Here is a 26,127-nt window from a genome sequence, read left to right on the forward strand (position 1 = left end):
TGAGATCCCTGTAGCGCAGTGGGTACGTGCGTGACATTTCCGGGCAATCGCGGCGCGGTGTCCTTGAGGTATGAGCATTTACGCACAGATCGGCGGCGCCGCGGCGATCGAGGCCGTCGTCGAGGATTTCTACGTCCGCGTGCTCGCCGATGACGAGCTGGCGGGCTTCTTCACCGGTACGAACATGGCCCGGCTCAAGGGCAAACAGGCGGAGTTCTTCGGCGCCGCGCTCGGTGGCCCCGACCCCTACACCGGGGCGCCGATGCGGCAGGTCCATCAGGGCCGCGGTATCACCAGGCACCACTTCGACCTGGTGGCCGGGCATCTGTCCGACAGCCTGGCCGCGGCCGGCGTGCCCGAGGAGCTGGTGGCTCAGATCATCGGCGCGGTCGCCCCGCTGGCCGACGAGATCGCCACCGCACGCAGCGCGTGACCGACGGTCAGCGCGCCTCGGCGGTGGCCGGGGACTTCTCCAGCAACCGCACTCCTTCCGACCACAGGCCCAGATTCCAGGCGAGGGCGCAGGCGGCCTTCCGGTGGCTGGCGGGCACGACACGCGAGATGGTCGCGCGGATCGTCGCCCAGAGAACGGCCTGCACCATCGCGATACCGGTGGCGATCACCAGTAGTCGTGGGCGGAACTTGTGCACCAGTTGGGCTTCACCGCGGCCGAAATTGAAATACTGCTGGAACGCCTCGCCCAGGTCGGCCCGCTGCAGCTTGCACACGACCGCATCGGTGACCAGCTCGAGGGCGTAGCCGGCATCGGCGATACGCCAGAAGAAGTCGACCTCGTCGGCCCCGCCCTTGAACGTCTCGTCGAAGCCGCCCACCGCGTCGAACACCGCGCGGGTGAATACGCAATTGGTGCCGTTGGCGAAGGAGATGCTGCCGATGGTCGCCCGGTACAGCCGGCGTTCCCGTGCCAGCACCCGGCCGCCATCCAGCACCCGGTCCAGGCCACCGCCTGCGGCCTGCACGCCGTTGCGGAACGCGACCCGATACGCCTCGATCCAACCGCCCTGCACGACGTCGTCGGCGTCGGTCAACAGGATCACCCCACCGCGGGCCGCAGCAACACCGACGTTACGCGCGAAGTTCGCGCCGATCCGCCCCCCGGCGTCGACGAGCCGAACCCGCGGATCGTCATACGAACGGATGGCATCGACGGTGTCGTCGGTGGATCCATTGTCGGCGACGACCACCTCGAACACAGCGTTAGTACGTTGCGACAGAACAGCATCGAGTTGCTTGCGCAGGAATGGCGCTCCGTTGCGGCACGGAATGACGACGCTGATATCGACGCCACCGGGGCAATCGTCACTGTCGGCCATGGGACAGAACTCTAACTAGGCGGCGGCCGTCGTGTTGGCGTTGCGGACCAATTCCAGCAAATTTTCAGCGGGATGGGGTCCGCAATCTGCCGTGCGCTGCCCGTGGATCGAAGCGGCGAGCCGAACGTTGGCGCGGTTGACCGCTGCGTGGTGCCCCCACCAGGGCTCGAACCTGGGACCTGCGGATTAAAAGTCCGTAGCTCTACCGACTGAGCTATAGGGGCGTGGAGCAACAGAATACTGCCTGCGGGCCGGAGGCCGACGCCAGGTCGCCCGGCGGCGGGGCTGACCCAGGAAGGAGGATCCCGTTTGGGATTTCCGGCGGCGGTGTCCTAAGCTATCGAAGCTCCCAACGGAACGTAGTTGCGAGTACCCCGGAGGAATTCGGATTAGGCCCCCATCGTCTAGTGGCCTAGGACGCCGCCCTTTCACGGCGGTAGCACGGGTTCGAATCCCGTTGGGGGTACGCAACGCGGAAACGCGGAGCACGCAGGAAAGCAAGGCCCTGTGGCGCAGTTGGTTAGCGCGCCGCCCTGTCACGGCGGAGGTCGCGGGTTCGAGTCCCGTCAGGGTCGCAGTATTGCGGCGTAAGGTTTGCCCGGTCGAAAGACCGGCGCCTTCCGGCCAGGTAGCTCAGTTGGTACGAGCGTCCGCCTGAAAAGCGGAAGGTCGCCGGTTCGATCCCGGCCCTGGCCACTTAGAAAACCACCTGGTAGCGGGTGGTTTTCCGCGTTCCGGGGCAGTCCCGATCGGTCCGATGGGACACGTCGGATTGCTTATTCTCCGGGCGGCTCTCGAATGTGACACCGTTCGTGTCACATTCGCGGTCACTGGGTGGCGTCCGCCTTGGTGCCGAGGCGGGTTGCGTCGGGTGTGGTACCGGTCCATCCGCGGTAGGCGCGGTAGAAGGAGCTGGTGTCCTTGTAGCCGAGCAGCAGGGCGATCTGCGCAACGCTGATGTCTCCGATCGTCAGGTAGTGGTGGGGAGAGACTTTCCCGGGTACGACTCAGCACGGCTTGGACGCCGGCGCCCTCCGCTTGGAGTTGGCGCTGTAGCGTGCGCGCGCTCACCGCCAGGCGGCGGGACACGCGATCGATGTCTGCCTGCCCGGCGCGCAGGGCCTCGAGGAGCACTGTGTGCACGCGTTCGGCCATGGACGAGAACCGAGGCAGTTCATCACCATGGCGTCACCTCGTTGCTTGGATCGAGGCGAACCAGCCGCGGGTGCGCGGCAACCCGCCAGGTGGTTCGACGCTGGGCGACTTCTCGACGTACGTCAGCGCCATGAGCCCTTCGAAAACCACTGGGGTGAAAGGTGTCCCGCATGTCCCGTTCGACAGCATCACATAGCGTGCGCGGTCACCGGCGATTGTGTCCGCACGTGCAGGCGGGTGCGGTCGGCGCGGAACAGGTCGACGGAGTACTCGAAGGCACGGCCGCGCTGGTCGAAACCCCGGCGTTCCAGTTTCAGGACCGGCGTGCCGGCGGGCCGCCCGAGCAACTTCCCTTCTGCACTGGAGACGCTGGCCACCTCGATGGACTCGTCGGCGACACAGATCTGCACCCCGAACTGCGCGCGCAATGTGCGGTAGACCGAGGTCATCCCGGTGCGCAGCACGCCGGCCAACTCGGGCCGCAGGTACATCTGCTCCAGGGATAGCGTCTCCCCGTCGGCATGCCGCAGCCGCAGCAGCGACACCACCGCCTCGCCGTCGGCGACCCCTAGGGCCGAACTGACCGGCGCCGGCGCCGCCACCAATCCGGCCCGGATGACGGTAGTGCCGTCCCGGAAGCCCTGATCGTGCAGGATCTCCGGGATTCCTTTCACGGTGTTCAAGCTGCGCACGATGCTGTGTGACTGGCAGAACGGCCGGGCCGCCTGCGGTGACGCGTCGCGTTGGGTGACGTCGGTCAGGTAGGCGCCGCCGGCGCGGCCCTTGACCCGGCGAATCCGGTGCTCGCGTTCGAGCAGATCAAGCGCCCGGCGCACCGTGGTCCGCGACATCCCCAGGCGTTCGGCGAGCGCGCGTTCGGTCGGCAACCGGTGCTCGCCGCGCTCGGCGAGTTCGTCGGTCAGCCTACGAAGGGCCTGCTGCGCTTGCTCGTGCACGAGCATGACGTACCCCTTCCTGTGTTACCCGCGCGGAGACCGTCATGTCACGCTAGCCCGGGCGTGTCGTGTCCGCGTGTTCGCGGTGTAAAGATCCGCGTCGGATGTGTTACGCAACGTTTACAGGTGGCCCGATGAACCAGAAATGGTTCGTCCCAAGGGTGTTACGTGTGAGCGACAACCGTGCTGATCGTGTCCGGCTCGCCCTTGAGCTGGCCGAGGTCGCGGGCGGGATCTCCCGCCGGTACTTCGCCACGCCGGACCTATCGGTCCAGGCCAAGACCGATGGATCGCCGGTCACCCGGGCCGATCGGGAGATCGAGTTGGCGATGCGCGAGGCGGTGGCCGAGGCGTTTCCCGCGGACAGTTTCACCGGCGAGGAATACCCCGACACCCAAGGCACCTCGGTGTATCGGTGGATCGTCGACCCGATCGACGGAACCAAATCCTTCATCCGCGGCGTACCGCTGTATGCCAATCTCATCGCCGTCCAGGAGCATGACGAGATCGTCTTCGGGCTGATCAACCTGCCCAGCGCCGACACCCTGGTGCACGCCGAGCGCGGTGGCGGGTGCTGGCGAAACGGCGCGCCGGCCCGGGTTTCGCGTCACGACGCCCTCGACGGCGCGTACGTGATGGCCACCTGGCTGGAGGACTGGGATCCCGAGATCGTCGACGGCCTGCACACCCAGGGTGCCGTGCTGCGCACCTGGGGCGACGCGTTCGGATACGCGATGGTGGCCTGCGGACAGGCCGACGCCGTGGTGGACTACCGAGCGCAACCCTATGACCTGGCACCGATGCCGGTCATCATCGAGGAAGCCGGCGGCCGCTTCACCAGCCTGGACAGTCGACGGGTATTCGACGCCGGCAACGGAATCGCCAGCAACGGTCTCCTCCACGACACGCTGTTGTCCCATGTGGGATCCGAAACCCCCGAGCGACAAGGAATTCCATCGTGAAAGACTTCATCCGCGGGCTCAGCCGCCGGTCGATCGTCATATTCTTCGGCACCCTCTATGCCGTCGCGCTACTGTTCGCCATCTTTCCGCCGCTCTACCTGTGGGGCAGCGGTAGCAGCGCCGTGGTACTCGGCATTCCGTTCGCGGTCATGTACTGGATCATCGACGCCCTCGTGCTCGGGCTGACCTTGGCGGCTTTCTACATCGTCGAAGGCATTCGCGGCGAACTCGACGACGACTCGCTGGAACCACTCGCAGAAACTCTCGGAGGCTGACATGTGGATCATGCTCACGCTGCTGGCTGTGTTCTACGCCATCGTGATCGCCATTCTCTATGTGACCCAACAGAAGACATCACCGACGTTCGACGAGTACGCCGTCGGCGGTCGCAGTTACGGTCCGTGGTATGTCGCCATGAGCTATGTCAACTCATGGTGGCCCGGGTCGACCTTCATCGCCTTCTTCGGATTGGCCACCGGTGCCGGGGTGTTCGGCCTCTACGGCTTGGCGTACTCCAGCCTGGGTGTGGCGATGATGTACTTCATGGCAACTCGCGCATGGCGCTGGGGCAAGAAATACGACCTGCGGTCCCAACCCGACCTGCTCGGCAAGCGCTTCGACTCACCGGCGGTGCGCATCATCGCCAGCGTCATCGGCATCGTGTCCCTGTTCCCCTGGGTGGTCCTGGGGATGCAGGCCCTCGGAACGGTCTTCGAGCTCGCCAGCGACGGCGCCTGGTCGGTCACCACCTGCCTGATCGTCGGGCTGGCCGTGATCCTGATCCGGCAGTACTGGACCGTCCGGATGGGTATGCGCGGTCTGATCATGACCGACGCCTTCCAGGGCACCGTGGCCTACGTGTTCTCGGCAGTGGTGTGCGTTGTTCTGCTCTCCGGTATCGCCGGTGGTCCGATCAGCATTGCCAACCTCGACGATGTCGCACACCAGTACCTGGTGCTGCCCGGCGACGGCGACAAGTACGGACCGCTCTACATCTTCGCCCTGATCTTCACCGGCGTCATCGGATCACTGTGCTGGCCGACGAGTTTCCAGCGCATCTACACCGCCTCCAGTGTGCGGTCGGTGAAATCGGGCACCTTATGCACGGTGCTGATCTCCGGTGTCTTCTACACACTGCTGATGTTGGTAGGTATCGCCGCGACGGTGATGCCCGACGTCGCCGCGACCCCGCAGGCCGGTTGGTTCACCATCATGAGTGACTACGGCGGTACCTGGCTGCTCGGCCTCGGTATCACCATCGTCTTCGCGGCCTCCATGGGCCACATCGACGGCAGCGTGCAAGTGTGCGGTCTGCAGATCGCCAACGACCTGGTCAACACGACCAAGCGGCCGCTGTCGGATAAGCGGCTGACCCAGGTCGCCAAGACCTCGATGCTGGTCTTCATGATCGCCGCGGGTGTCGTCGCCTACGCCACGTTCAACATGACCCGCCTGCAGTTGCTGGCCCAGATCTCCTATCAAGGCGTGATCCAGCTGGCGGTGCCGCTGTTCCTGGGCATCTTCTGGCGGGGCGGTAACAAGCAGGGCGCGGTCGCCGGAATGCTCTCGGGCTTCCTGGTCGCGATGGTCATGACCTGGATCTACCCCGACGACGTGCGCTGGCTGGGCAGCTTGACCGGCGGTATCGTCGGCTTGGTGGTCAACCTGGCGGTCTTCCTCGCCGCCGCCGCGCTGATCGGCACCGACGATGTCGACAAGGCCCGGGTCAACGAGATGTTCGAAGCCGCCAAGACCAAGATGCGGATCGCGGCGCCCACCGCGCCGGCATCGCTGGACGACCAGGTGCACGAGCTGGCCGAAGAGACCCGATGACCTCAGGCCTGACCGACTCCGGGTTTCTCGCCGATTTCGCCGCTCTGTCGGCGATAGGCGCGACCGCGGCAGGCGGGGTGGACCGCGAAGCCGCCACCGCCGCCGACGGGCGGGCCCGAGAGTGGTTGCGCGACTGGTTCATCGAACACGGGCTGGATTGCCGTGTCGATGCCGTCGGCAACATGTACGGCTGCGCCGAGATCGTCGCGGGCGCGCCGTATATCCTGCTCGGCTCCCATCTCGACAGTCAACCGACATCGGGTCGTTTCGACGGCGCCTACGGGGTACTGGCCGGGGCCTATGCGGCCGCCGCCGCCGCGAGCCGGCCCGAGGGCGCCCGCTTCAACGTCGCGGCGGTGAACTGGTTCAACGAGGAGGGCTCGCGCTTCTCGCCGAGCCTGATGGGCAGCGCGGTGTACACCGGCAAGCTGACCGCCGACGCCGTCCTCGACACCGCCGGAAAGGACGGCGTCACGGTACGGGACGCGTTGACATCCATCGGTTTCCACGGCGGTGATGCCCCGCTGCAGGCCGGCGTCTTCGCCGAGATCCACATCGAGCAGGGCCGCACGCTGGTAGACGAGGGTCTCGATATCGGGGTGGTGACCGGTAACTGGGCGGCCTACAAGTACGCCATCACCGTGCACGGCGAGCAGTCCCACACCGGCGCAACGCATATGCGCTACCGGCGTGACGCGCTGGTGGGTGCCAGCCAGGTGGTGCTGGCGGTCCGAGCCGTCGCCGACGAGTTCGGCCCCGACACGGTGCTCGGCTCGGTCGGCAGCTTTACCGTCGAGCCCAATTCGCCCGTGGTGGTGCCGGCGCGGGTCCGACTGGCGGCGGATCTGCGCGCTCTCGACGGCGGAACCGTCGACGCCGCCCACCGGTCGTTCCTGCAACGGGTTTCGGCGATCACCGGGGCCGGCGAGGTTCGTGTCGATATCGAATCGGCGAGCCTTCGACCCTCCACCCGCTATCAGGAGGCCGGTATCGCCCTGGCCGGTGGCGTCGCCGACGATCTCGGACTGCGGTGGCGGACGCTGCCGACGATGGCCGGGCACGATTCGGTGAATCTCAAGTCGCTGGTGCCGACGGTCATGCTGTTCGTGCCCAGTGTCGACGGCGTGTCCCACAACGAGTACGAGTACAGCACCGATGCTCATCTGCTGGCCGGCCTGCGCATGCTGACGGCCACCGCGCAGCAGCTGGTGACCGGAGCTCTCGAGGCGGCCGCACGCACATGAGCGATTCGATCCTGGACGCCCACGCCGATGTCTTACGCGGCGAATACCGCAGCGGTGCAATCAGTCCGGTAGAGGTCCTGGAGTTGTCGCTGGCGCGTGTCGAAGCCCGCAATCCGGCCGTCAACGCCATCGCCTACCTGGACCCCGCCGGTGCACACGCCGCAGCGCAGGCCTCGGCGCGACGCTGGGCCGACGGGAGACCGCTGAGCCCGTTGGACGGCGTACCCGTCACCATCAAGGACAGCGTGCATGCGATCGGGATGCCGTGGCGGCACGGTTGTGCCGCCAATGCGGACCTGCCCGACGCAGGCGTCGACGCCCCGCCGGCTGCCCGGCTCAAAGAGGCCGGTGCCGTCATCCTCGGTAAGACCACCATGCCCGACTTCGGCATGATGGCCGCCGGTGTCAGCTCGTTGTACGGCATCACCCGCAACCCGTGGGACACCTCGCGCAGCACCGGTGGGTCCAGCTCCGGTGCCGGCGCCGCGCTTGCCGCCGGTATCGGGTTCGGCGCCGTCGGCAGTGATATCGCGGGGTCGGTCCGGCTGCCCGCCGGGCACTGCGGCCTGGTGGCTCTCAAACCCACTCAGGGCCGGATACCGCACACCGCGCCGTCGACCATGCGCTCCGCCGGGCCGATGGGTCGCACCGTCGACGATGTGATGGACATGTTCGAGGTGCTGGGCCGGCCGGACGCCCGTGACCTGTGGAGCCTGGCACCCGAGACGTCACCGGAATCACGGGAAGCTCTGTCACCCAAAGGTCTTCGCATCGGTGTGCTCACCGAGCTGGGTGCCGGCTTCGGCGCCGACGATCGGGTGCTGGCGGTGGTTGAGGATGCGGCCGCGGTGTTGCGCGACGCCGGCGCCGAGCTGTCGGCGATGCCACCGGTGTTCTCCGATGACCCCTACCCGGCCCTGGACCGGTTGTTCCAGGTGCGCGCGGCAACCGAGCTCGAGTCGATCCGTGCCGATCTGCGGCCCCTGGTGCATCAGGCGATCCGGCAGTGGTGCGCTCCCGGCACCGGATACCGCGCAACCGACTTCGCCCGCGACGGTGAGGCGGTCGCCCGCTCGGCCGAGCGGATGCGGGTCGCCTGCGCGTCGTTCGACTACGTCATAGCACCGGTCATCCCGGTGGTGGGATTCGCCGCCGAGGACTGCGGTCTGGACCCGGCATATCCGCTGGCGCACTGCGGTTTCACCGCGTGGTTCAACCAGACCGCGCAGCCGGCCAGCGCGCTGTGCTTCGGTATGAGTACCGGTATGCCGGTCGGTATCCAGGTGATCGGCCCGCGCTTCGCTGACCGCGAGGTGTTGCGACTGACGAAATGGCTTGAGCAGAACCGTCCCGTCACCATCGTGTGGCCTGCGCCCGCCGCGGCCGTATCCACCGGAGGAGGTAACTGACATGAGCGCCACCGCACCCCCGATAGCGCTGCCGTTGCGGGCCATGGGCCTGTTCACCGGCGCCGTCACGGCCGATCCCACCCCCACGATGGCCAGCCCGAGTTGGTGGGGTGCCGACTCCGAATGTTTCGATGTGCGCGGCGCCGACGAGTCCGGCTCGGCGTCAAGCGCTTTCGTGAAGTCGATGATCGGCCACGCGGATGCCTATATCGACATACCGCACGCATTCGCCGCCGCGGCCGAGGCCGGCCTGCGCGGCGTCGGCCCCGCGGTGTACGCGGTCGATCCCGCTGCGGGAATCCTGGTCCTGGAGAACCTGGTCGACACCTCCTCGACGGCGACCCTGGATGTCTTCGACGACGATGCCCGCCTGGAACAGCTGATCGCGCTACGGGCGCGAGTACACGAATTCGGCGCGATAACCCGCACGGCCACGGTTTTCGACGATATCCGTACCTTGACCGAACTCGCCACGACCAACCGGGTGACCCTGCCGGCCGACTTCGACTGGATGTTGCGCATGCTGGGTATGGCCGAGAAGCGGATAGCGGCAGCCGGTTTCGATCTGGTGGCGTGCCACGGTGACGGCAACGTGTCCAATGTGCTGCTTGCCGACGACGGCCGGATGTTGCTGGTGGACTGGGATGTCGCGGCGCTGATGGACCCGCTGCAGGATATCGGCGTTCTGCTGGCCGAGGTCCGTCCGTTCGACTCGACGGCGCGTGAGGCCTTCGCGGCGGCCTGGGGCAGTTTCGATCAAGCGCTGTTCGACCGCGCGCGGGTCTACGGTGTAGCCGACTGTGTCCGTTGGGGACTGGTCGGGGCCTACGCGGACCACGCACGTCCGGGCACCCTCGAATACTCGAAGCTTTCCGACTGGCAGTTCCTGCGGGCGCGGATCGGCCTCGGCGAGAGCGCCTTCTACGATCGGGTGAACAACCTGTGACCGCCTCACCGACCACACGCGACACCACCGGTAACCGGGCTCTCGGCAGCGCCCACAACGACGTCGAGCGGCGCGTGGAAGCCGCGTTGGCAGCGATCGAGATCTGGCGCGGCAAGCACATCGAATACGCCCCGGTGCTCGGTGGCCTGCAGAACAGCAACTGGCGCATCACCGTCGCAGGCACCGACACCCGCTACTTCCTCAAGATCCCCGGCGACGGCAGCGACACGTTCATCGATCGGGTCCTGGCCAACGAAGCCGCGCGACGGGCCGGCGAGAAGGGGATCGGCGCGGAGTTGGTGTATTTCGATGCCGACACCGGTGTCGAGGTGATCGAGTTCCTGGAAGGCTATCGTGCCTGCACCAACGGTGATTTCAAGGATGTCGCCGTCGCCCACCAGATCATCGACATCTACCGGGTGCTGCACGACGGTGGGCTGCTCAGCGTCACCAAGACGATGTTCGACATGATCGACGAGCACCTGGCTCAGGTCGGTGAGCTCGAGGTGCGGCTGCCCGCGGATGCCGAGCTGATACTCGGCGAGTACCAGGTGGCCAAGTCGGCGCTCCTTGCCTCCGGGCTGGATCTGGCTGCCTGCCACAACGATCCGATGCCTGGGAATTTCCTGGTCGCCGACGACAGGCCGATGAAGCTCGTCGACTACGAGTTCGCCTCCAACAACGAGCGCGCCTACGAGCTGGCGTTGCTGACCACCGAGATGTTCTATACCGAGCAACGGATCATCGAACTCGTCGAGGACTTCTACGGCCGCAGCGATTTCGGCCTGCTCGCGCGGGTGCAGGTCTGCGGAGCGCTGGCCGACACCAAATGGGGTCTCTGGGCATGCGTCAACCAACAGTTGAATTCGGTATGGGATTTCGACTATCACAAGTACGGCTGCTGGAAACTGATGCGCGCTCGGTTGAAGATGGCGGACCCGCGTTGGCCGTTCTGGCTCAAGTCGCTCTAGACGGCCGGCCTGGAGTCGGCCCAGGGCCGGGCCGCCTCGTAATTGGCAGCGGCGCGCAGGACGGCGGCATCGGCGCGGTGCGCTCCGGCGATCTGCAGCCCGACGGGCCGGCCATCGGCGGTGAATCCCGCGGGCACGGTGATGGCGGGTGTGGTGGTCATGTTGTACGGGTAGGTGAGCAGCCAGCCGAGGAGCTGGCGTTGCAGCGACTGCCCGTCGAGCCACTGCGGGGCGAAGCGTTCCAGCGGAAATGTGGGGGTCGCCAGCGTCGGGCTGACCAGAATGTCGTAGGTCCGCATGAATTCGCTGAAGGTATCCCACATCTGGCCGCGGAATGCCTCCGCTCGGCCGATTTCCACTGCGGTGAGGGTTTCGGCCTGCTCGAAGATCTCGATCAGGTTGTCGTCCACATGCCCCTGCTGAGATTTCCAGTCCAGGATGTCGTATTCACACGAATACCCGGGAACCCACAGTCCCTTCCACATGGCCTCCTCCGGGTTACCCCATGCCGGTGTGGCCTCTTCGACGGTGGCGCCGAGAGATTCGAAGGCCCGCATCGCTTCTGCACACACCGCCACGACTTCTGGGTCGACGTGGCCCAGACCGAGATCGGGCGACCAGGCAACCCGCCACCCCGTGACGTCACCGGCGGTGGCTGCCGCATAGTCGATTCCGTCGGCGGGCACACTGTTCGGGTCGGAGTCCGACGGCCCGGCCATCACCGAGAACATCAGCGCGGCATCGGCGACGGTGCGAGTTATCGGTCCGTGGAAGATATGGGTGTAGTGCCGGCCGTCCAGGAGCGTGTGCGAGATGCGGCCCAGCGACGGTTTGAAGCCCACCACGCCGCACATCGCCGCCGGTATGCGCACCGATCCGGCGCCGTCGGCACCTTCGGCCAATGGCCCCAGGCCCGCTGCGACGGCCGCCGCCGCACCGCCACTGGATCCACCCGCGGTGTGCCCGTGCTTCCACGGGTTATGGGTGGGACCGTAGAGGTGACTGTCGGTGCCGCCGTAGTAACCGAACTCCGGGGCGTTGGTCTTGCCCAGGAACAGCCCGCCGGCCTCCTTCAACCGCGTCACCACGGTGGCGTCGTGGCTACCCACATGTCCCGCCAGTGGTTTGAGCGAAGAGTCGAACGGCAGTCCGGCCATGGTGGTCAGGCCTTTGATGGAGAACGGCACACCGTGCAGGGGCCCGCGCGGCGTTCCGCCGGCCAGCTCCTCGTGCAGTACCGCGGCGTCGGCCAGCACCTGGTCCCGGTCGAAGTGGATATAGGCGTTCAGGCCGGGGTTCACCGACTCGATGCGGTCGGCGAACGCGGTCGCGATCTCGGTGGCCGTGATCGAGCCGGTACGGACGGCGTCGGCGAGTTCGGTCGCGGGTGTCCAGCACAATTCGTTGTCGGGCATGCTGACATCGTAGGGCGTGAGCCACCCCTTCGCAGCACGAAAAGAGCTGGTCGACAACAGATTACGTTATCGTTGCCGGATCGTCAGGCTGTGCGTACACCGGCCCGTCGGATGGCGGCGGCGATATGCTCCAGATCGATGGCCTGGTGCGCTCTGGCGATGGAGAAATCTCACAGGAATCCACATTCCGACCTAATTGGTACCGGTCTTCGGGTTGTTCTGCCTGCGGGTCAGTGTGAGGCCGCGCCCGGTGCAGCAGGGATTTTGGTTGCGGGCGTGCCACAATTCGGCCATCCTCCGGCGACGAATCTTCGATGACCCACCGGTCGATCTGACACCCGCGCAGGAGCTCCGCCAGGTACGCCGCCCAACGTGCCGCCCGGGAGGCGAGTACGTCGCCGAGTATCGCGGCGACGGGGGCCCCTCAGGAGGCGGTTCCGATATCGGCGCCAACGTCGTGGGTGACGCCATTTGAGATGTCCGTCACGCTCGCGTTTGCCGAGCCCGCCAGAACGGTATTCATCACCCGTTCAGCGTGTTTGGAGACAACCCGCTTGGAGAGGATCGCGCAATGAATGTGAAGAATGTGTTCGTCGGCGCCGCCGTCGCCGGAGCCCTTTTCGCCGGACCGGCCGTGATGGCGGCCACCGCGAGCGCCGAGCCCGTCCCGCCGCCTCCGCTCCCGCCGGCCGGTCCCACCGTGGCCTCGCCCCCGGCGTGGGCGCCACCCAAGCCGGTCGAGCCGGTCTGGGCCAACGGCAGCCCCCAGGTGTGGGATGCCGGCTGGAACCACTGGGGCGTCTGGGTCAACGGCACCTTCATCCCGACGTTCTGACCGACCTGCGTCTCAGGCGGGCAGTCTGCGGTTCAGCGTCAGCGCCGCCACGGCGGACGCCACCGTCACCAGCACCGCCAACCGCAGCCACGCCGCGCTGGCGTCACCCGGCACCGTCTGATAGCCGATCTGCTGCTGCAGCTTGTCGTACACCCCGTTGAGCTCGGTGAGGCTGGATGCGTGGAACATCTGCCCGTCGGTCAGCTCGGCGATCTTCTTCAAGGTGGCGTCGTCCACCGGTACCGGCTGGCGGATGCCGTTGAGTTCGACGTACCCGTCCGGCGTGCCGAACGAGATCGTCGAGATCGGCACCCCCTGCTCCTTGGCCGCGCGCGCGGCGGTGAACGCGCCGCGCGGCTGATCGGGCTCCGACGGCACCGTCTCCTTGCCGTCGGACTCCAGCACGATGCGTGCCGGCGGTGGTCCGTCCCCGCCCCCGACGAGGCCGTCGGCAGTCGAGATCGCCTGCAGCGCGGTCAAGATCGCCTCACCGGTGGCGGTGCGCTCCTCCGGCTTGAGCCCATCGATGGCGTGCCGCATCGCGGCGCGGTTGGTGGTGGGCGCCACCAGCACGGTGGCCGTACCGCCGTAGGCGATCAGACCGAGGTTGATCCCGGGGGTCAGTTCGTCGACGAACTTCTCGCCGGCGGCTTGGGCGGCCGCCAGCCGGCTGGGAGCCACATCGGTGGCGCGCATCGACTCCGACACGTCGATCACCAGCATCACCACCGCCCGGTCACGGGGGATGCGCACGTCATGGGTCGGACCGGCCAGGGCGCACGTCAGCAGCAGCAGGGCGGCCACCAGCAGCACCGCCGACAGGTGCCGCCAGCGATCGGGGCGGGCCCGGGCAACCTGGTCCAGGATGTGCAGATTGGCGAACCGCAGCACGCGGGTCCGGCGCTTGCGCAGCATCACCAGGTAGAGCACCGCCACCGCCGCGGCGACGAACGCGAACAGGAAGAACCAGGCGTGGGCGAAACCGGCGAGCGTGATCGGGCCCAGCAGTGGCAGCGTCATGGTCGGCCCAGGTTAAGGACGCGGGCTGGTGCCTGACTCCGCAGCGAGTGTCAACCCGCTGTGGGCCTTCAGTTGACGCACGGTGTGCGGTCCCCGCTGACCGGCAGACCGTGGTCGGGAGTCGGGTCGCTCGCCGCGGCCTCTTCGGTGCCGAACCACGGCGTATGCGTCGAGGTGGCCGTCTTGGACGCCGACGTCGTCGTAGTTGTCGTGCTGGTGGTCTCGGATTCCGCCGCGGTGAGCTTGGACGGCACCAGATAACCGTTGCCGATCACCAGGCGGAGCTGCCCGGCCGGCAGGTCCGGGTCGCTCACCGTCACCACGTCACCGAGCAGTCCGGAGAGCTGCTGGGCGACGTCGCCGGCGCCGGTGCCGTAACTGATGGTGGTCAGCGTCGGCTTGTTCTCCAGCGTGATGTCGGATTTCTCGACCCGGAACCCGCGCTTGGTCAGGGCGCTCGCCACGGTGGACGCCGTCCAATTGCTGTCGGCGTCGATCACCTGCACCTGGTTGGTCGGGATGGCTTTGGCGGTGGTGACCGGGTTGCCGTCGGAGAAGGCCTCGCGGACCTGAGCCTTGATGGCGTCGGGATCGATGATGTTGACGTCCTGGCCGTTTCGGGTGTCGTAGCGCACCACCGGCAGCGTCTTGTAGACGACGTCCGGGCCGCTGATCGCCCCGAGCCTGCGGAACAGGTCGGAGTCCCATCCGCTGGACAACACGATGTCCTTGTGCGCGATCGCCATCAGCTCGTTGAGCTTGCCGATATCGGTGAACGCACCGGACTCCTGCAACTGCCGCATCACCGCCACCAGGAAGGCCTGCTGGCGGTGGGTGCGGTCCAGGTCGCCGTTCTCCAGGCCGTGCCGCTGGCGCACGAAAGCCAGTGCCTGTGCGGCGTTGAGCGTCTGGTGGCCGGCGGGGAAGTCCGCGCCCGAATATTCGTCGTGCACAGCGTGATTGAGGCACACGCCGATCCCACCCAGGGTGGACGCCAGATCGTAGAAGCCGGCCAGGTTGATCTCGGCGAAGTAGTCGATGGGCACGCCGACGAGGTTGCGCACCGCGCCCAGGGTGGCCGCACGGCCGGCTTCGCGGCCGGCCGTCTCCATGGTCGCCTGATCGGCGGTGCCCTGTTCGGCCAGGTGCTGCTCGGTGTAGAACTTCGTCAGCCCGTACGCCTCTTTGATTTTGATGTTGGTGTAGCCGGGCAGCCGGTGGAAGTCGACGTAGTCGTCGCGGGGGATGGAGAACGCGGTGACCTTGTTGTTCGCGTCCACGTGCACCAGGATCAGGGTGTTGGTGTTGTACCCGCCGGTCTCGGAGTCCCCGGCGTGCAACTGGTCCAGGACTTCCTGCGGCAGATCATTGCCGTGCTGATCTTTTCGGGAGTCCAGGCCGATCAGCAGGATGGTGATCGGGCCGCCGCTGTTGTGGGTGGAATCGGCCAGCGCGTGCGAGACGGTGAACCCGGTGAGCACGCCGCGGGTGGTCCACCACGCCGCCCCGGACACCGCGATCAGTGCGGTGGAGAACACGGCGAGGACGACGCGGGCCCAGCGGAGCCGGCGCCGAGGCGGTTCGGGCATTCGGTGCCGGGCGGCGTCGGGCATATCAGGCGAAGTGTACGACCGAGACGAGCCCGGCGATAACGCAATAGACGGCGAACGGCAGCAACGTTCGGTGCGTGAAATAGCGCGTCAGAAAACGAACCGACAGGTAGGCCGACACCGCCGCCACGGCCGAGCCGGCGAGTACCTGGCCCAGCGCGCCGTGGCCGGCCGGGCCCGCCAGTTCCGGCAGCTTCAGCATTCCCGCAGCCAGGATGATGGGCGTGGCCAGCAGGAATGCGAACTTCGCGGCATCCTCATGGTCCAGTCCGCGGATCAGGCCGCCGACCATGGTGACCCCGGACCGGCTGATCCCGGCCAGCAGTGCCAGGCTCTGCGCCAGGCCGATACCGCCGGCCTCCAGCATGCTCAGATCATCGAGGGGACGGGTGCCCGGGCGCCGCCGTCGCAGCACCTCGGCTATGGCAAGAATCACACCGTTGAGGGTCAAGAAAGCCGCCGCCACCAGCGGGGTGGCGAACAAGGTGCGCAGCGGGTGTTCCAGGGCCAGCCCGAGCAGCCCGGTCGGGACGGTGGCGATGACCAGCAGCAATGCCAGCCGCTGCGCGGACGTGTCGATGCGGCGGGTGCGCACCGAGGCCACCACGGCGCCGGCGATGCGGACCCAGTCCCGCCGGTAGAAGACCAGCAGGGCCAGCGCGGTCGCGACGTGCAACCCGACCACAAAAGCCAGGTAGGGCGTGTGTCCACCGGAATTTCCTTGTGTCACAAGCTCACCCCACGACCCGCCGAGCCAGGCCGGGACGAGCACGGAGTGGCCGAGGCTGGAGATCGGGAACAGTTCGGTGACGCCTTGCAGCGCGCCGATCACCACGGCCTGGAGGTAGGTCAGCATGTTCGCCTATTCGGTTGTGCCGCGGCGGAATCGGTCCCGCAACTGCGGATCGGCTTCCCACCACAGCGCCGGACGGGTATCGGACTCATCGAGTTCGGCGTCCAGTTGGGCATCGGCGATCGCTGCGTGCGCCGCCTCGTCGGTGGACATCGCGCGCATCAGCACCATCAGGAATGGCAGACCGAGCACATCGCCGAGGATCCACAACACACCGGCGCCGATCGACTGGTCCACTCGCAGACTGGGCCCCCAGGTGCGGTTCACGGCCAGGTAGTAGTCGGCCGCGATCAATGGCCCCAGCCACAGCACGACGCCCAGCAGGCCGTCGCCGAGCGTCTCGGCGATGCTGATCACCAACGACAGCATCTGCGGGTAACGCCGTAGTACCGGATCGGCCTGGATTCGGGCGTAGAAGTATCCGAACCCGATGAGCACCAACATGATTCGGGTGACGGCTGCGACGGCAGGGATCTCCAGCGCGGCGACGTACCACGGCGTGAGATACAGCAGCCACGGTGTGGCCAGCATGAATAGCGATGTGCTGGCCGGGTGGCCGAGCGCCTTGGCGATCCGGCTCGCGAGCACCTTGTCGACCAGTCCGGCGTGGCCCGCGTCGCGCAGCGCGGTCAGCGGCGTACCGAGCGCCAGCAGCATCGGCACCACGAACAACAGCAACAGCACCTGCAGTGCCCGCACCCAGAACAACACCGGCGCGTACACCCCGACCATGCTCATGGTGGCCAACGCCCAGGCCGCGATGCCGGTCCAGAAGCAGGCCGTCCTGGCCGACGGCAGCGGCTTGCCCACCCCGCCCGCCCGGCGGCACCACCATGCGTAGGCGCCGCCCACCAGCACGAGCGGCGCGACCGATGTCACGTCGACGGTCCACGACGTCACCGCGGTGGACAGCGTCAGCGGAGCCACCGCCAGATACATGGCGGCCAGTATGCGTGCGATCGCTGTGCACCACCTGCGCGTTCTCGGGCAGTACGATGACTGCCCGATATGAGATGGACCAGGTGACAACCGAAGCCGCGGCGACGGACTTCCGTCAGCGACTGCTCACGGCGTTCGAAGAGTCGATCGCCGAGATCGGCTATGCCAAGACGACGATCGCCGACATCGTGCGGCGGGCCCGGACCTCGCGCCGCACGTTCTATGAGCATTTCTCCAGTAAGGAGGAGTGTTTTCTGGGCTTGCTCGGTGAGGCCAACGCCGCGCAGGTGCAGCAGATCGCGGCGGCGGTCGATCCGCAGGCGCCGTGGCAGCAGCAGGCCCGGCAGGCCATCGAGGCGTGGATCGCCTCGGCCGAGTCGCGGCCCGACCTGACGCTGAGCTGGATCCGGGACGGCCCGTCGCTCGGCGTTGCCGGGCGCCAGCTCACCCGCGATGCCATGGAGCAGTTTGTCGGCATGGTGAACGGGCTGGTGGACAGTGAAGTGTTCCGGGCCGCGGGGATCGGCCCCATTTCGCGGCAGCGGCTGATCATGCTGTTGGGTGGGCTGCGCGAGCTGACCGCCGCCACCGTGGAGAACGGGGGCCGGATGAGCGATTTCACCGAAGAGGCGGTCGCGGCCACCATCGCGCTCATCACGCCGCTGTCCTGAGAAGTCCTGGCACCACCCTTGTGGCGCGCGGTACTTGCGCGTACCGTCATCGGTACAGTGCAGTACCGACACGATGGATGTGCCCAAATGGCCGAAACCACGACCGACCCGATCCGGCTGCCCGACGGCCCTGCGCTACCCGCGGCGGTGCAGGGCATCGCCTTCCTGGCCGCACGGCAGCGGGTGCTGCGCAACGCGGGCCGGCACTACGGCGGCGCCTTCACGGTGAACGTGCCGTTGTTCGGCACGGCGGTGGTGATCAGTGACCGGACGCTGATCAAGGAACTGTTCACCGCGGGTCCCGACCTGTTCAGCCGTGCCACCACGCTGGGGTCGGTGCTCGGGCCCGGTTCGACGTTCAGCCTCAACGGTGACGAGCACCGGGAACGTCGCAAGCTGCTGGTACCACCGTTTCACGGCAAGCGGATGTCCACCTATGAGGCGATCGTCGCCGAAGAGGTCCGCCGCGAGTCGGCAACCTGGCCCGAGGGGGTCGAGTTCGAGACGCTCGAACCGATGATGCGCATCACGCTGAACATCATCCTGCGCACCGTTTTCGGTGCCCAGGGGTCCGCCTTCGACGAACTGCGCGAGCTGCTGCCGCCGATGGTGCCGCTGGCCTCGAAGATGGCGGTGCTGCCGCGGGCGCTGCGCCGCGATCTGGGCCCATGGAGTCCGTGGGGCAAGGTGGTACGGGCCCGCCGGCGTTACGACGAGATCATCGCGGCGCTGATCGCGCAGGCGCGGGCTGACCCACGCCTGGACGAGCGCGGCGACGTGCTGGCACTGCTGCTGGGCGCACGTTACGAGGACGGCGCGCCGATCGCCGACGGCCACGTCGCCGACGAACTGCTCACGCTGCTCGCCGCCGGCCACGAGACGACCGCGACGTCGCTGGCATGGACCATCGAACGGCTGCGCCGGCACGGCTCGATACTGCAACGGCTGCGGCACGACGACGGAGAGCTGCGGCAAGCCGTCATCTGGGAGGTGCAGCGCACCCGGCCGGTGGTGGAGTTCACCGCGCGCATCGCAGAAACCCGAATCCGATTGGGGGAGTGGGTGATTCCACAAGGTTGCGCGGTCATTGCGAGCTTCGGGCTGGCCCATGGATCGGCGGCGAATTTCGCCGAACCCGAGACATTCAACCCGGACAGGTTCATGGGTTCCCATCCCGACAACTACGCTTGGGTTCCGTACGGCGGTGGTGTGCGGCGCTGCATCGGCGCTGCCTTCGCGAACATGGAGATGACGGTCACCCTGCGAACCCTGCTGCAGGACTTCGAATTCGGCACCACCACCGCCCGTGGTGAGCGACAGCATTCTCGCGGCGTCGCGATCGCCCCGGCAGACGGTGGCCGGGCCGTCGTGTTCCGGCGCCCACCGTCGTCCACCGACCACCACGAGGAGCAACGTGCGCACATCCACGCGTAGAACCATCAGCGGCCGTACCGCCGTCATCAGCGGCGCGGCATCCGGGATCGGGCGCGCGCTGGCCCAACGCCTTTCGGCGCACGGCTGCCCGGTCGCGCTCTCCGACATCGACGAGGCGGGGCTCAAGGAGACCGAGGCGTCGCTGTCCGGCCCGGTGCTGGCCAAGGTGCTCGATGTCGCCGACGCCCAGGCGCAGCGTGACTTCTCCGCCGAGGTCGCGCAGTGGGCGCCGGCGCCGATCGGCGCGGTGTTCAACAATGCCGGCGTAGCGGTGGCTTCCCGTGTGCTCGATGCCGACCCCGAGGACGACAACTGGTTGTGGGATATCAACTTCCACGGCGTCGTCAACGGCACCCGGGCCTTCCTGCCCACCCTGGTACGGCAGGATTTCGGCGTCATCGTGAACACCTCGAGCGTGTTCGGACTGGCCGGCATGCCCAACCAGAGTGCTTACTGTTCAGCCAAATTCGCCGTTCGCGGATTCACCGATGCGTTGCGCCAGGAGTTGCGCGGCACCGGCGTGTCGGCGGTCAATGTGCATCCCGGGGGCATCAACACCAACATCGTGCGCAATGCGCGGTTCCGGGACGACCCCGACGGACGCGGCCGCACCCACGATCAGATGGTGGCCGAATTCGCCGCGCTCACCATGACCGAGCCGGACAAGGCGGCCGAGATCATCCACCGTGGCGTGCAGGCCGGTAAGGCCCGCGTCCTGGTAGGGCCCGACGCCTACGTGTTCGATGTGCTCACCCGGATCACCCCGACCCATTATTACGACGTGCTGAGCCGGGCGGAATCGGTGCTGCGCCGCCGGCGCCGGCGCTGACCTCGTCACCCTGTGGCGCAAGCCCGTTCGTAGAGAACCGGGTCGTGCGCGTTGACCACCATCAGGTCGGGTTCGCCGCGACCGACCAGCTCCGCCAGCCGGGCGTGGTTGTCTCGCACCCGTTTCCGGTCGAATGCGACGAAGGCCTCCATCCGGTTCAGCATCGCCGGCACGGGCGTGCCCTCGACTGTCCCGTGGTGGTAGAAGGCGTCACCGGCGTGGAGTACCCAGCGATGGCCGGCGTCCACCGCCACGCAGGCGTGGCCGCGGGTATGCCCGGCAAGTGCGACCAGCACGATGCCGGGGAGCAGCTCTTTGGCCGCGGCGAATCCGCGCCAGGTCTCGCCGTCGGGGTCGTGCTCGACGAGCAGAGGGTCGTGCGCCCATTGGGTCCGTTGATACCGGATGCGTTCGCGCGGGGCCGGCGCGTGTACCGCCGCGCGCGCCTCGGCGGCGGTGGTGTGGATCCGGGCCAGCGGGAAGTCGGCGATGCCGCCGATGTGGTCGGAGTCGAAGTGGGTGAGCACGATATGGCGCACATCGGCGGCGCGGTAACCGAGTTCCTGGAGCTGGTGCAGAGCAGTCTCGGTGCGCGACAAGGCGGGCCGGGTCAGATGACGGGCCGGTCCCACCCGGCGCGGCTCGGCGCAGTCGCCGGTGCCGAAGCCCGAATCGACCAGCACCAGTCCGTCATCGGCCTCGACCAGGAGTACGTGGCACACCAGCGGATAGGTCGGCAGCCGCATGCTGCCGCAGTTCAGGTGATGGACCTTCACGCAGAGCCCTGCCCGGCCAACGCGAGCAGCTCGGCACGGCCGATCTGGGTGACCAGGCTGGCCGAATCGAAGTAGATGCGCTCGTTGATGATTCGGTCGCCATCCCCGTCGTCGGCGAAGAAGAACACCGCGATGATCGGCACCCGGAACGCCTTGCCCGTCGGCGGCAGTCCGTAGAACTCACCCAGGTTGGTGCCGAGCAGGTCGAACTCGACGATCACCGCATCGTCGGCGACGTGGAACCGCGCGTTGTCGTGGCGCTGATCGGGAAACGCGGTCCGGGTGGTTTTGTAGTAGCCCATCACCTCGTCATCGCCTTCGAAGATCTGCCCGGTGGCCATGATCTCGTAGCGCGGATGTCCGCCGGCAGCGTTTCTGAAGGTGTCGAGCGTGCGATCGAATTCGTGGGTGACTTCGGTGGCCATGTGTTCCTTGATGAGCGCCAGGCGGCGCTGCCGCAGCGTGTCGTCAATCATCTCGAACTCCTTCGGGGCGGGCGTTCATCGCAGACTAACTTGTTGACTAACAAGTTAAAGCCCGTTCGGTGAACTGTCAAAGGGTGCGCTTTGCCAACCTGGGGTGGCCGATGAGCACTGCGGTACGTTGAAATGATGGTCCGGCCAGCGCAAACGGCGCGTAGTGAGCGCACTCGCGAAGCGCTGCGGCAGGCCGCTCTGGTCCGGTTTCTGGCTCAGGGGGTCGAGGACACCTCGGCCGAGCAGATCGCCGGCGACGCCGGAGTGTCGCTGCGGACCTTCTATCGCCACTTCTCCTCCAAGCACGATCTGCTGTTCTTCGACTACGACGCCGGGCTGGAGTGGTTCCGTGCGGCGCTGGCCGAACGGTCGGCGGGGGAATCCATCGTGGAATCCGTGCACTCGGCCATCCTGGCCTCGCCGTACGACGTGGAAGCGGTGACCAAGATCGCCGCACTGCGTGCCGAGGAGTTGGACCCAGGCCGGATCGTGCGGCACATCCGCCAGGTCGAAGCCGATTTCGCGGAGGTTGTCGAGGAACATTTGCGTCGGGACTATCCGCCCCGGGCGGGCACCGACGCCCGGCTGCGGGTGACCGTCGCGGCCCGCTGCATCGCCGCGGCGGTGTTCGGCGCGATGGAGGTGTGGATGCTCGGCGAGCGGTCCTTACCCGAGTTGGCGCGGTTGTGCCGGGCCGCGCTGAACTCCTTGGAGACGGGCATCTTGCCTCCCTAGTTTTGTCATTATTGACAAAACTTTGTCCGGCTGCCAGCCTCGGTACATGCCGGACTTCGACGCCATCGTCATCGGCGCAGGCCATAACGGCCTGGCGGCCGCCGCCCTGTTGCAAGGTGCCGGACTGCGCACGCTGTGCCTGGAATCCAAGCTCTACGCCGGCGGTATGGCCTCGACGGTCGAACTCTTCGACGGCTACAAGTTCGAGATCGCGGGCTCGCTGCAGTTCCCGACCTCCGCGGTGGTCAGCGCCGAACTGGGGCTCGACGAGCTGCCCACCGTCGACGTCGACGTCATGTCGGTGTCACTGCGCGGGGTCGGTGACGACCCGGTGGTCTACTACACCGACCCGATGAAACTACTCACCCATCTCAACGAGGTGCACGGCGCCGAAGCCGTCAACGGGATGGCCGGGCTGATGGCCTGGAGCCAGGCCCCCACCAGGGCGCTGGGACGGTTCGACGCCGGCCGGCCGCCCCGCACCATCGATGAGATGTATGCCTGCGCCACAAACGAATTCGAGCGCGCCGCCGTCAGCGACATGCTGTTCGGCTCGGTGACCGACGTGCTGGACCGCTACCTGCCGGATAGCGAGAAGCACGGCGCGCTGCGCGGCATGCTGGCCTTCCTGGCCGTCAACACCACCTATCGCGGACCGGCCTCCCCCGGCAGTGCCGCCGCCCTGGCCTTCGGCCTGGCCATCCCCGACGAGAACGCCGTGCTGATGAAGAAACTGCGCGGTGGCATCGGGACGCTCACCGCCCACCTACACCGGCGGCTCACCGAGGCGGGCGGTGAACTTCGGCTGCGGACCAAGGTGACCCAGATTCTGGTCGACGACGGGGCGGTCACCGGGGTGCGGCTCGACGACGGCTCGACCGTCACCGCACCGGTCGTGGTCTCCGGGATCGCACCCGATCTCACGGTCAACGGTCTGATCGACCCCGCCGTGATCCCCCCGGACGTCCGGGAGCGCTTCGCGCGCATCGATCACCGTGGCAGTTACCTGCAGATGCATTTCGCACTCGACGGGATCCCCACCTTCGCCGACCCCTACGGCATGCTCAACGATCCTGAAATGCAGGCGGCCATCGGGCTTTTCAGCACACCCGAGGAGCTACAACAGCAATGGGAGGACGCCAGGCGCGGCATCGTGCCCGCCGACCCGGCCATCGCCATGCAGATGCCCTCGGTGCACGACCCCGACCTCGCGCCACCGGGCAAACATGCGGTTTCGGCGTTCTCGCTGTGGTTCCCCATCGAAACAAGCACCGCGAACAGCGAAGCGTCCTATGGTGCCATGAAGGCCGAGATGGGTCGCCGCGTCATCGAGAAGATCACCCGGATCGCACCGGATTTCGAGAAACTCATCACGCTGCACACCACGTTCACCCCACGGCATATGGGCACCATGTTCGGCGCGCCCGGCGGAGACTACTGCCACGGGCTCATCCATCCCGAGCAGATGGGACCCAACCGGCCCGGCGCACAGGGCTATGTCGACCAACCGATCCCCGTCGAGGGGCTGTACCTGGGCAGTGCCGGCTGCCACGGAGGACCGGGAATCACCTTCATCCCGGGATACAACGCGGCCCGGGCGGTGCTGGCTTAGCGCTCCTGCAGCTGAGCCATCCAGTCCTTGGGCACCCGCTGGCGGGGACCGGGAACCGACTGATCGGCCGGATGGCTTTGCGGGGCAGCCAATTCCGGGCCGTCGTAATACTGGTTGGTGTCGTAGTTCCAGAACCAATCCTCGCCCGGCTCGAAGCTGCGGATGACGGGATGTCCGGTGCTGCGCCAGTGCGCCTGAGCGTGCCGGGACAACGAGTCATCGCAGCAGCCGATGTGTCCGCACGCCGCACAGCGCCGCAGGTGCACCCACCAGCCGCCCGCCGCGTCACATTCCACGCATCCGGTACCACTGGGGGCGGCGTGCGGGTCGACTTCCGGATGGGGAGAGGCCATGTCTTGAGCTTACTGGGCGGCAAGCGTTTTCATCGACGAGATGGAATCAGCTTGAGCAAAATTGAACTTGTCATACCCACCAGCAAAATTCGATATTGACGTCGGCGTTCCCCGCGGGACTGCTTTTGACAGCTAACTTCGGGGGCCTTAACGTCCGCGCGATGACCGCCTCGGCGCAGCTCAACAAGTCCATGGAAGCCGTGGGCGGCTTCGTGGTGCTGTCCGCCGAGACGTTCGCGGCCATGTTCCGCCGGCCGTTCGCCTGGCGCGAACTGCTCGAGCAGATCTCGTTCGTGGCCAGGGTGTCCATCTTCCCGACCATCATGCTGTCCATTCCGTACACCGTGTTGATCGTCTTCACCCTCAATATCGTGCTCCTGGAAATCGGCGCCGGTGACCTCTCCGGGGCGGGCGCCGCGCTGGCGTCTGTCACCCAGGTGGGGCCCGTGGTGACCGCGATCGTGGTGTCCGGCGCCGGTGCCACCGCCATGTGCGCCGACCTCGGCGCCCGCACCATCCGTGAAGAGATCGACGCGATGAAGGTGATCGGCATCAATCCCGTTCAGGCCCTTGTCGTTCCACGGGTCATCGCCGCGACCTTCGTCGCGCTGCTGTTGTACTCGGTGGTCGCGGTGGTCGGATTGACCGGCAGCTACCTGTTCGTGGTGTACGTCCAGCACGTCACCCCCGGTGCGTTCGTCGCGGGCCTGACCCTGCTCACCGGCCTGCCCCAGGTGATCGTGTCCCTAGTGAAGGCCCTGCTGTTCGGGCTGTCGGCCGGGCTGATCGCCTGCTACAAGGGGCTGTCGGTGGGCGGTGGGCCCACCGGCGTCGGCAACGCCGTCAACGAGACGGTGGTGTTCGCCTTCATGGCGCTGTTCCTGATCAACATCCTGGCCACCGCCCTCGGCGTGAAAGTGGCCCCCCAAGCATGACTGACGCCACCGCCGACAAACGCCGCGCGACCGTCCGGTTGCGGGCCATCGGTGAGCAGACCGCCTTCTACGGCCAGTCGCTGGCCTTCATCGGCGATGCCGTCCGGCGATACCCGGGCGAGGTGTTGCGGCTCATCGCGGTGATGGGGCTGGGCACCGGCGCGCTGGCCGTCATCGGCGGCACCGTCGTGATCATCGGCTTCCTCACCTTGTCCACCGGCGCACTGATAGCGGTGCAGGGCTACAACACCCTGTCCAATGTCGGCATCGAAGCGCTGACCGGGTTCCTGTCGGCCTTCCTCAATGTCCGGTTCATCGCCCCCGCCACCGCGGGCGTGGCACTGGCCGCCACCATCGGCGCCGGTGCGACCGCGCAGCTGGGCGCCATGCGGATCAACGAAGAGATCGACGCGCTGGAAGTGATGGGCATCCGGGCCATCACCTACCTGGTGTCCACTCGGATCGTGGCCGGTGTCGTGGTCGTCATCCCGCTGTACACGGTGGCTGTGCTGATGTCCTTCCTGGCCACCCAGTTCGGCACCACGGTCATCTACGGACAGTCCAACGGCGTGTATCAGCACTACTTCTCCACGTTCCTGCGCCCCATGGACCTGGTGTGGTCGTTCATCGCCGCCCTGTCCATGGCGGCCGCGGTGATGGTGGTGCACACCTACTACGGGTTCACCGCCACCGGCGGCCCGGCCGGCGTCGGTGAGGCCGTCGGCCGCGCGGTGCGAACCTCGGTGACCGCAACGGTTTTCGTGCTGCTGACGATCACCCTCTCGGTGTACGGGCAGTCCGGCAACTTCCATCTGGCGGGTTGA

27 protein-coding genes and 4 tRNA genes are annotated in these 26,127 nt (G+C 67.0%); 19 read left to right on the plus strand and 12 right to left on the minus strand.

The window, feature by feature from the left end; translation table 11 throughout:
• Positions 1-70: 70 nt before the first annotated feature.
• Positions 71-433, plus strand: a complete 363-nt coding sequence (locus ACXPWS_RS03595; protein ID WP_458711123.1) for a group I truncated hemoglobin — start codon at positions 71-73, stop codon at positions 431-433.
• Positions 434-440: 7 nt separating this feature from the next.
• Here the strand turns inward: ACXPWS_RS03595 and ACXPWS_RS03600 are convergent, their stop codons facing one another.
• Positions 441-1,334 carry a glycosyltransferase family 2 protein gene (locus tag ACXPWS_RS03600; RefSeq protein ID WP_458711124.1) on the minus strand — a complete coding sequence of 298 codons (894 nt, stop codon included), beginning with the start codon at positions 1,332-1,334 and terminating at the stop codon, positions 441-443.
• Between the two features lie 148 nt (positions 1,335-1,482).
• Positions 1,483-1,558 (minus strand) — tRNA-Lys (locus tag ACXPWS_RS03605).
• Between the two features lie 169 nt (positions 1,559-1,727).
• Here ACXPWS_RS03605 and ACXPWS_RS03610 point away from each other — a divergent pair.
• The 3 genes from ACXPWS_RS03610 (at position 1,728) to ACXPWS_RS03620 (ending at position 2,030) form a co-directional block, all read left to right on the plus strand.
• Positions 1,728-1,800 (plus strand) — tRNA-Glu (locus ACXPWS_RS03610).
• Between the two features lie 35 nt (positions 1,801-1,835).
• Positions 1,836-1,909, plus strand: a tRNA-Asp gene (locus ACXPWS_RS03615).
• Positions 1,910-1,956: 47 nt separating this feature from the next.
• Positions 1,957-2,030, plus strand: a tRNA-Phe gene (locus tag ACXPWS_RS03620).
• 131 nt (positions 2,031-2,161) lie between these two features.
• On the opposite strand, the gene ACXPWS_RS03625 is transcribed toward ACXPWS_RS03620, so the two are convergent.
• Positions 2,162-2,308: a helix-turn-helix domain-containing protein gene (locus ACXPWS_RS03625; RefSeq protein ID WP_458713401.1), complete on the minus strand. Its 147-nt coding sequence runs from the start codon at positions 2,306-2,308 to the stop codon at positions 2,162-2,164.
• Between the two features lie 369 nt (positions 2,309-2,677).
• Positions 2,678-3,451, minus strand: coding sequence for a GntR family transcriptional regulator (locus ACXPWS_RS03630; protein WP_458711125.1), 774 nt, complete (start codon positions 3,449-3,451; stop codon positions 2,678-2,680).
• 164 nt (positions 3,452-3,615) lie between these two features.
• Between ACXPWS_RS03630 and ACXPWS_RS03635 the strand changes: the two genes are divergently transcribed.
• Genes ACXPWS_RS03635 through ACXPWS_RS03665 form a run of 7 tightly spaced genes read left to right on the plus strand, consistent with a single transcriptional unit; the run spans position 3,616 to position 10,810 of the window.
• Positions 3,616-4,407, plus strand: a complete 792-nt coding sequence (locus ACXPWS_RS03635) for an inositol monophosphatase family protein (RefSeq protein WP_458711126.1) — start codon at positions 3,616-3,618, stop codon at positions 4,405-4,407.
• Positions 4,404-4,682 carry a hypothetical protein gene (locus ACXPWS_RS03640; RefSeq protein ID WP_458711127.1) on the plus strand — a complete coding sequence of 93 codons (279 nt, stop codon included), beginning with the start codon at positions 4,404-4,406 and terminating at the stop codon, positions 4,680-4,682. Before ACXPWS_RS03635 ends, ACXPWS_RS03640 begins: the two co-directional genes overlap by 4 nt.
• 1 nt (position 4,683) lies before the next feature.
• Complete coding sequence (locus ACXPWS_RS03645; RefSeq protein WP_458711128.1) at positions 4,684-6,240, plus strand: sodium:solute symporter family protein; 1,557 nt, start codon at positions 4,684-4,686, stop codon at positions 6,238-6,240.
• Entirely contained in the window at positions 6,237-7,484 is a 1,248-nt protein-coding gene (locus ACXPWS_RS03650; protein ID WP_458711129.1) for a M20 family metallo-hydrolase, read from the plus strand. The genes ACXPWS_RS03645 and ACXPWS_RS03650 overlap by 4 nt, the downstream gene beginning before the upstream one ends.
• Positions 7,481-8,893: an amidase gene (locus tag ACXPWS_RS03655; RefSeq protein ID WP_458711130.1), complete on the plus strand. Its 1,413-nt coding sequence runs from the start codon at positions 7,481-7,483 to the stop codon at positions 8,891-8,893. The genes ACXPWS_RS03650 and ACXPWS_RS03655 overlap by 4 nt, the downstream gene beginning before the upstream one ends.
• 1 nt (position 8,894) lies before the next feature.
• A complete protein-coding gene (locus ACXPWS_RS03660; RefSeq protein ID WP_458711131.1) occupies positions 8,895-9,839 on the plus strand; it encodes a phosphotransferase in 945 nt (314 codons plus the stop codon).
• Positions 9,836-10,810, plus strand: coding sequence for a phosphotransferase (locus ACXPWS_RS03665; protein WP_458711132.1), 975 nt, complete (start codon positions 9,836-9,838; stop codon positions 10,808-10,810). The genes ACXPWS_RS03660 and ACXPWS_RS03665 overlap by 4 nt, the downstream gene beginning before the upstream one ends.
• Here the strand turns inward: ACXPWS_RS03665 and ACXPWS_RS03670 are convergent.
• A complete protein-coding gene (locus ACXPWS_RS03670) occupies positions 10,807-12,225 on the minus strand; it encodes an amidase (RefSeq protein ID WP_458711133.1) in 1,419 nt (472 codons plus the stop codon). The two genes, ACXPWS_RS03665 and ACXPWS_RS03670, sit on opposite strands and share 4 nt — an antisense overlap.
• Before the next feature lie 571 nt (positions 12,226-12,796).
• On the opposite strand from ACXPWS_RS03670, the gene ACXPWS_RS03675 reads away from it, so the two are divergent.
• Positions 12,797-13,060, plus strand: coding sequence for a hypothetical protein (locus ACXPWS_RS03675; RefSeq protein WP_458711134.1), 264 nt, complete (start codon positions 12,797-12,799; stop codon positions 13,058-13,060).
• Positions 13,061-13,072: 12 nt separating this feature from the next.
• On the opposite strand, the gene ACXPWS_RS03680 is transcribed toward ACXPWS_RS03675, so the two are convergent.
• The 4 genes from ACXPWS_RS03680 to ACXPWS_RS03695 all read right to left on the minus strand — a co-directional run bounded on the left by ACXPWS_RS03680 (position 13,073) and on the right by ACXPWS_RS03695 (position 17,482).
• Positions 13,073-14,080, minus strand: a complete 1,008-nt coding sequence (locus ACXPWS_RS03680; protein WP_458711135.1) for a VWA domain-containing protein — start codon at positions 14,078-14,080, stop codon at positions 13,073-13,075.
• A 68-nt stretch (positions 14,081-14,148) separates the two neighbouring features.
• Positions 14,149-15,693 carry an LCP family protein gene (locus ACXPWS_RS03685; protein ID WP_458711136.1) on the minus strand — a complete coding sequence of 515 codons (1,545 nt, stop codon included), beginning with the start codon at positions 15,691-15,693 and terminating at the stop codon, positions 14,149-14,151.
• Between the two features lies 1 nt (position 15,694).
• Entirely contained in the window at positions 15,695-16,546 is an 852-nt protein-coding gene (locus ACXPWS_RS03690; RefSeq protein WP_458711137.1) for an undecaprenyl-diphosphate phosphatase, read from the minus strand.
• Positions 16,547-16,552: 6 nt separating this feature from the next.
• The gene (locus ACXPWS_RS03695; RefSeq protein ID WP_458711138.1) at positions 16,553-17,482 is read right to left on the minus strand and encodes a cytochrome c oxidase assembly protein; all 930 of its coding nucleotides are present in this window, start codon (positions 17,480-17,482) and stop codon (positions 16,553-16,555) included.
• A gap of 74 nt (positions 17,483-17,556) precedes the next feature.
• On the opposite strand from ACXPWS_RS03695, the gene ACXPWS_RS03700 reads away from it, so the two are divergent.
• The 3 genes from ACXPWS_RS03700 to ACXPWS_RS03710 all read left to right on the plus strand — a co-directional run bounded on the left by ACXPWS_RS03700 (position 17,557) and on the right by ACXPWS_RS03710 (position 20,416).
• Positions 17,557-18,153, plus strand: coding sequence for a TetR/AcrR family transcriptional regulator (locus tag ACXPWS_RS03700; protein ID WP_458713402.1), 597 nt, complete (start codon positions 17,557-17,559; stop codon positions 18,151-18,153).
• An 87-nt stretch (positions 18,154-18,240) separates the two neighbouring features.
• Positions 18,241-19,587, plus strand: coding sequence for a cytochrome P450 (locus ACXPWS_RS03705; protein WP_458711139.1), 1,347 nt, complete (start codon positions 18,241-18,243; stop codon positions 19,585-19,587).
• On the plus strand, positions 19,568-20,416 hold the full coding sequence (locus ACXPWS_RS03710) for an SDR family NAD(P)-dependent oxidoreductase (RefSeq protein WP_458711140.1): 849 nt from the start codon (positions 19,568-19,570) through the stop codon (positions 20,414-20,416). The genes ACXPWS_RS03705 and ACXPWS_RS03710 overlap by 20 nt, the downstream gene beginning before the upstream one ends.
• Before the next feature lie 5 nt (positions 20,417-20,421).
• Here the strand turns inward: ACXPWS_RS03710 and ACXPWS_RS03715 are convergent, their stop codons facing one another.
• Both ACXPWS_RS03715 and ACXPWS_RS03720 read right to left on the minus strand, forming a co-directional pair.
• Entirely contained in the window at positions 20,422-21,192 is a 771-nt protein-coding gene (locus ACXPWS_RS03715; RefSeq protein ID WP_458711141.1) for an MBL fold metallo-hydrolase, read from the minus strand.
• Positions 21,189-21,668 (minus strand): ester cyclase, encoded by a 480-nt coding sequence (locus tag ACXPWS_RS03720; protein ID WP_458711142.1) that lies wholly within the window; start codon positions 21,666-21,668, stop codon positions 21,189-21,191. The genes ACXPWS_RS03715 and ACXPWS_RS03720 overlap by 4 nt, the downstream gene beginning before the upstream one ends.
• Positions 21,669-21,803: 135 nt before the next feature.
• Between ACXPWS_RS03720 and ACXPWS_RS03725 the strand changes: the two genes are divergently transcribed.
• Positions 21,804-22,403: a TetR/AcrR family transcriptional regulator gene (locus ACXPWS_RS03725; protein ID WP_458711143.1), complete on the plus strand. Its 600-nt coding sequence runs from the start codon at positions 21,804-21,806 to the stop codon at positions 22,401-22,403.
• 46 nt (positions 22,404-22,449) lie between these two features.
• Complete coding sequence (locus ACXPWS_RS03730) at positions 22,450-24,015, plus strand: phytoene desaturase family protein (protein WP_458711144.1); 1,566 nt, start codon at positions 22,450-22,452, stop codon at positions 24,013-24,015.
• Here the strand turns inward: ACXPWS_RS03730 and ACXPWS_RS03735 are convergent.
• Entirely contained in the window at positions 24,012-24,368 is a 357-nt protein-coding gene (locus ACXPWS_RS03735; RefSeq protein ID WP_458711145.1) for a UBP-type zinc finger domain-containing protein, read from the minus strand. The two genes, ACXPWS_RS03730 and ACXPWS_RS03735, sit on opposite strands and share 4 nt — an antisense overlap.
• A 161-nt stretch (positions 24,369-24,529) precedes the next feature.
• Between ACXPWS_RS03735 and ACXPWS_RS03740 the strand changes: the two genes are divergently transcribed.
• A complete protein-coding gene (locus ACXPWS_RS03740; RefSeq protein WP_458711146.1) occupies positions 24,530-25,303 on the plus strand; it encodes an MlaE family ABC transporter permease in 774 nt (257 codons plus the stop codon).
• Positions 25,300-26,127 (plus strand): ABC transporter permease, encoded by an 828-nt coding sequence (locus tag ACXPWS_RS03745; RefSeq protein WP_458711147.1) that lies wholly within the window; start codon positions 25,300-25,302, stop codon positions 26,125-26,127. Before ACXPWS_RS03740 ends, ACXPWS_RS03745 begins: the two co-directional genes overlap by 4 nt.

It is taken from the genome of Mycobacterium sp. BMJ-28 (assembly GCF_054404835.1).

Coding starts and splice junctions, on each gene's coding strand:
- ACXPWS_RS03595 (WP_458711123.1), top strand. CDS start 71: ATGAGCATTTACGCACAGATCGGCGGCGCCGCGGCGATCGAGGCCGTC.
- ACXPWS_RS03600 (WP_458711124.1), bottom strand. CDS start 1,334: ATGGCCGACAGTGACGATTGCCCCGGTGGCGTCGATATCAGCGTCGTC.
- ACXPWS_RS03630 (WP_458711125.1), bottom strand. CDS start 3,451: ATGCTCGTGCACGAGCAAGCGCAGCAGGCCCTTCGTAGGCTGACCGAC.
- ACXPWS_RS03645 (WP_458711128.1), top strand. CDS start 4,684: ATGTGGATCATGCTCACGCTGCTGGCTGTGTTCTACGCCATCGTGATC.
- ACXPWS_RS03650 (WP_458711129.1), top strand. CDS start 6,237: ATGACCTCAGGCCTGACCGACTCCGGGTTTCTCGCCGATTTCGCCGCT.
- ACXPWS_RS03655 (WP_458711130.1), top strand. CDS start 7,481: ATGAGCGATTCGATCCTGGACGCCCACGCCGATGTCTTACGCGGCGAA.
- ACXPWS_RS03660 (WP_458711131.1), top strand. CDS start 8,895: ATGAGCGCCACCGCACCCCCGATAGCGCTGCCGTTGCGGGCCATGGGC.
- ACXPWS_RS03670 (WP_458711133.1), bottom strand. CDS start 12,225: ATGCCCGACAACGAATTGTGCTGGACACCCGCGACCGAACTCGCCGAC.
- ACXPWS_RS03675 (WP_458711134.1), top strand. CDS start 12,797: ATGAATGTGAAGAATGTGTTCGTCGGCGCCGCCGTCGCCGGAGCCCTT.
- ACXPWS_RS03680 (WP_458711135.1), bottom strand. CDS start 14,080: ATGACGCTGCCACTGCTGGGCCCGATCACGCTCGCCGGTTTCGCCCAC.
- ACXPWS_RS03685 (WP_458711136.1), bottom strand. CDS start 15,693: ATGCCCGACGCCGCCCGGCACCGAATGCCCGAACCGCCTCGGCGCCGG.
- ACXPWS_RS03690 (WP_458711137.1), bottom strand. CDS start 16,546: ATGCTGACCTACCTCCAGGCCGTGGTGATCGGCGCGCTGCAAGGCGTC.
- ACXPWS_RS03695 (WP_458711138.1), bottom strand. CDS start 17,482: ATGTATCTGGCGGTGGCTCCGCTGACGCTGTCCACCGCGGTGACGTCG.
- ACXPWS_RS03700 (WP_458713402.1), top strand. CDS start 17,557: ATGGACCAGGTGACAACCGAAGCCGCGGCGACGGACTTCCGTCAGCGA.
- ACXPWS_RS03705 (WP_458711139.1), top strand. CDS start 18,241: ATGGCCGAAACCACGACCGACCCGATCCGGCTGCCCGACGGCCCTGCG.
- ACXPWS_RS03720 (WP_458711142.1), bottom strand. CDS start 21,668: ATGATTGACGACACGCTGCGGCAGCGCCGCCTGGCGCTCATCAAGGAA.
- ACXPWS_RS03725 (WP_458711143.1), top strand. CDS start 21,804: ATGGTCCGGCCAGCGCAAACGGCGCGTAGTGAGCGCACTCGCGAAGCG.
- ACXPWS_RS03730 (WP_458711144.1), top strand. CDS start 22,450: ATGCCGGACTTCGACGCCATCGTCATCGGCGCAGGCCATAACGGCCTG.
- ACXPWS_RS03735 (WP_458711145.1), bottom strand. CDS start 24,368: ATGGCCTCTCCCCATCCGGAAGTCGACCCGCACGCCGCCCCCAGTGGT.
- ACXPWS_RS03740 (WP_458711146.1), top strand. CDS start 24,530: ATGACCGCCTCGGCGCAGCTCAACAAGTCCATGGAAGCCGTGGGCGGC.
- ACXPWS_RS03745 (WP_458711147.1), top strand. CDS start 25,300: ATGACTGACGCCACCGCCGACAAACGCCGCGCGACCGTCCGGTTGCGG.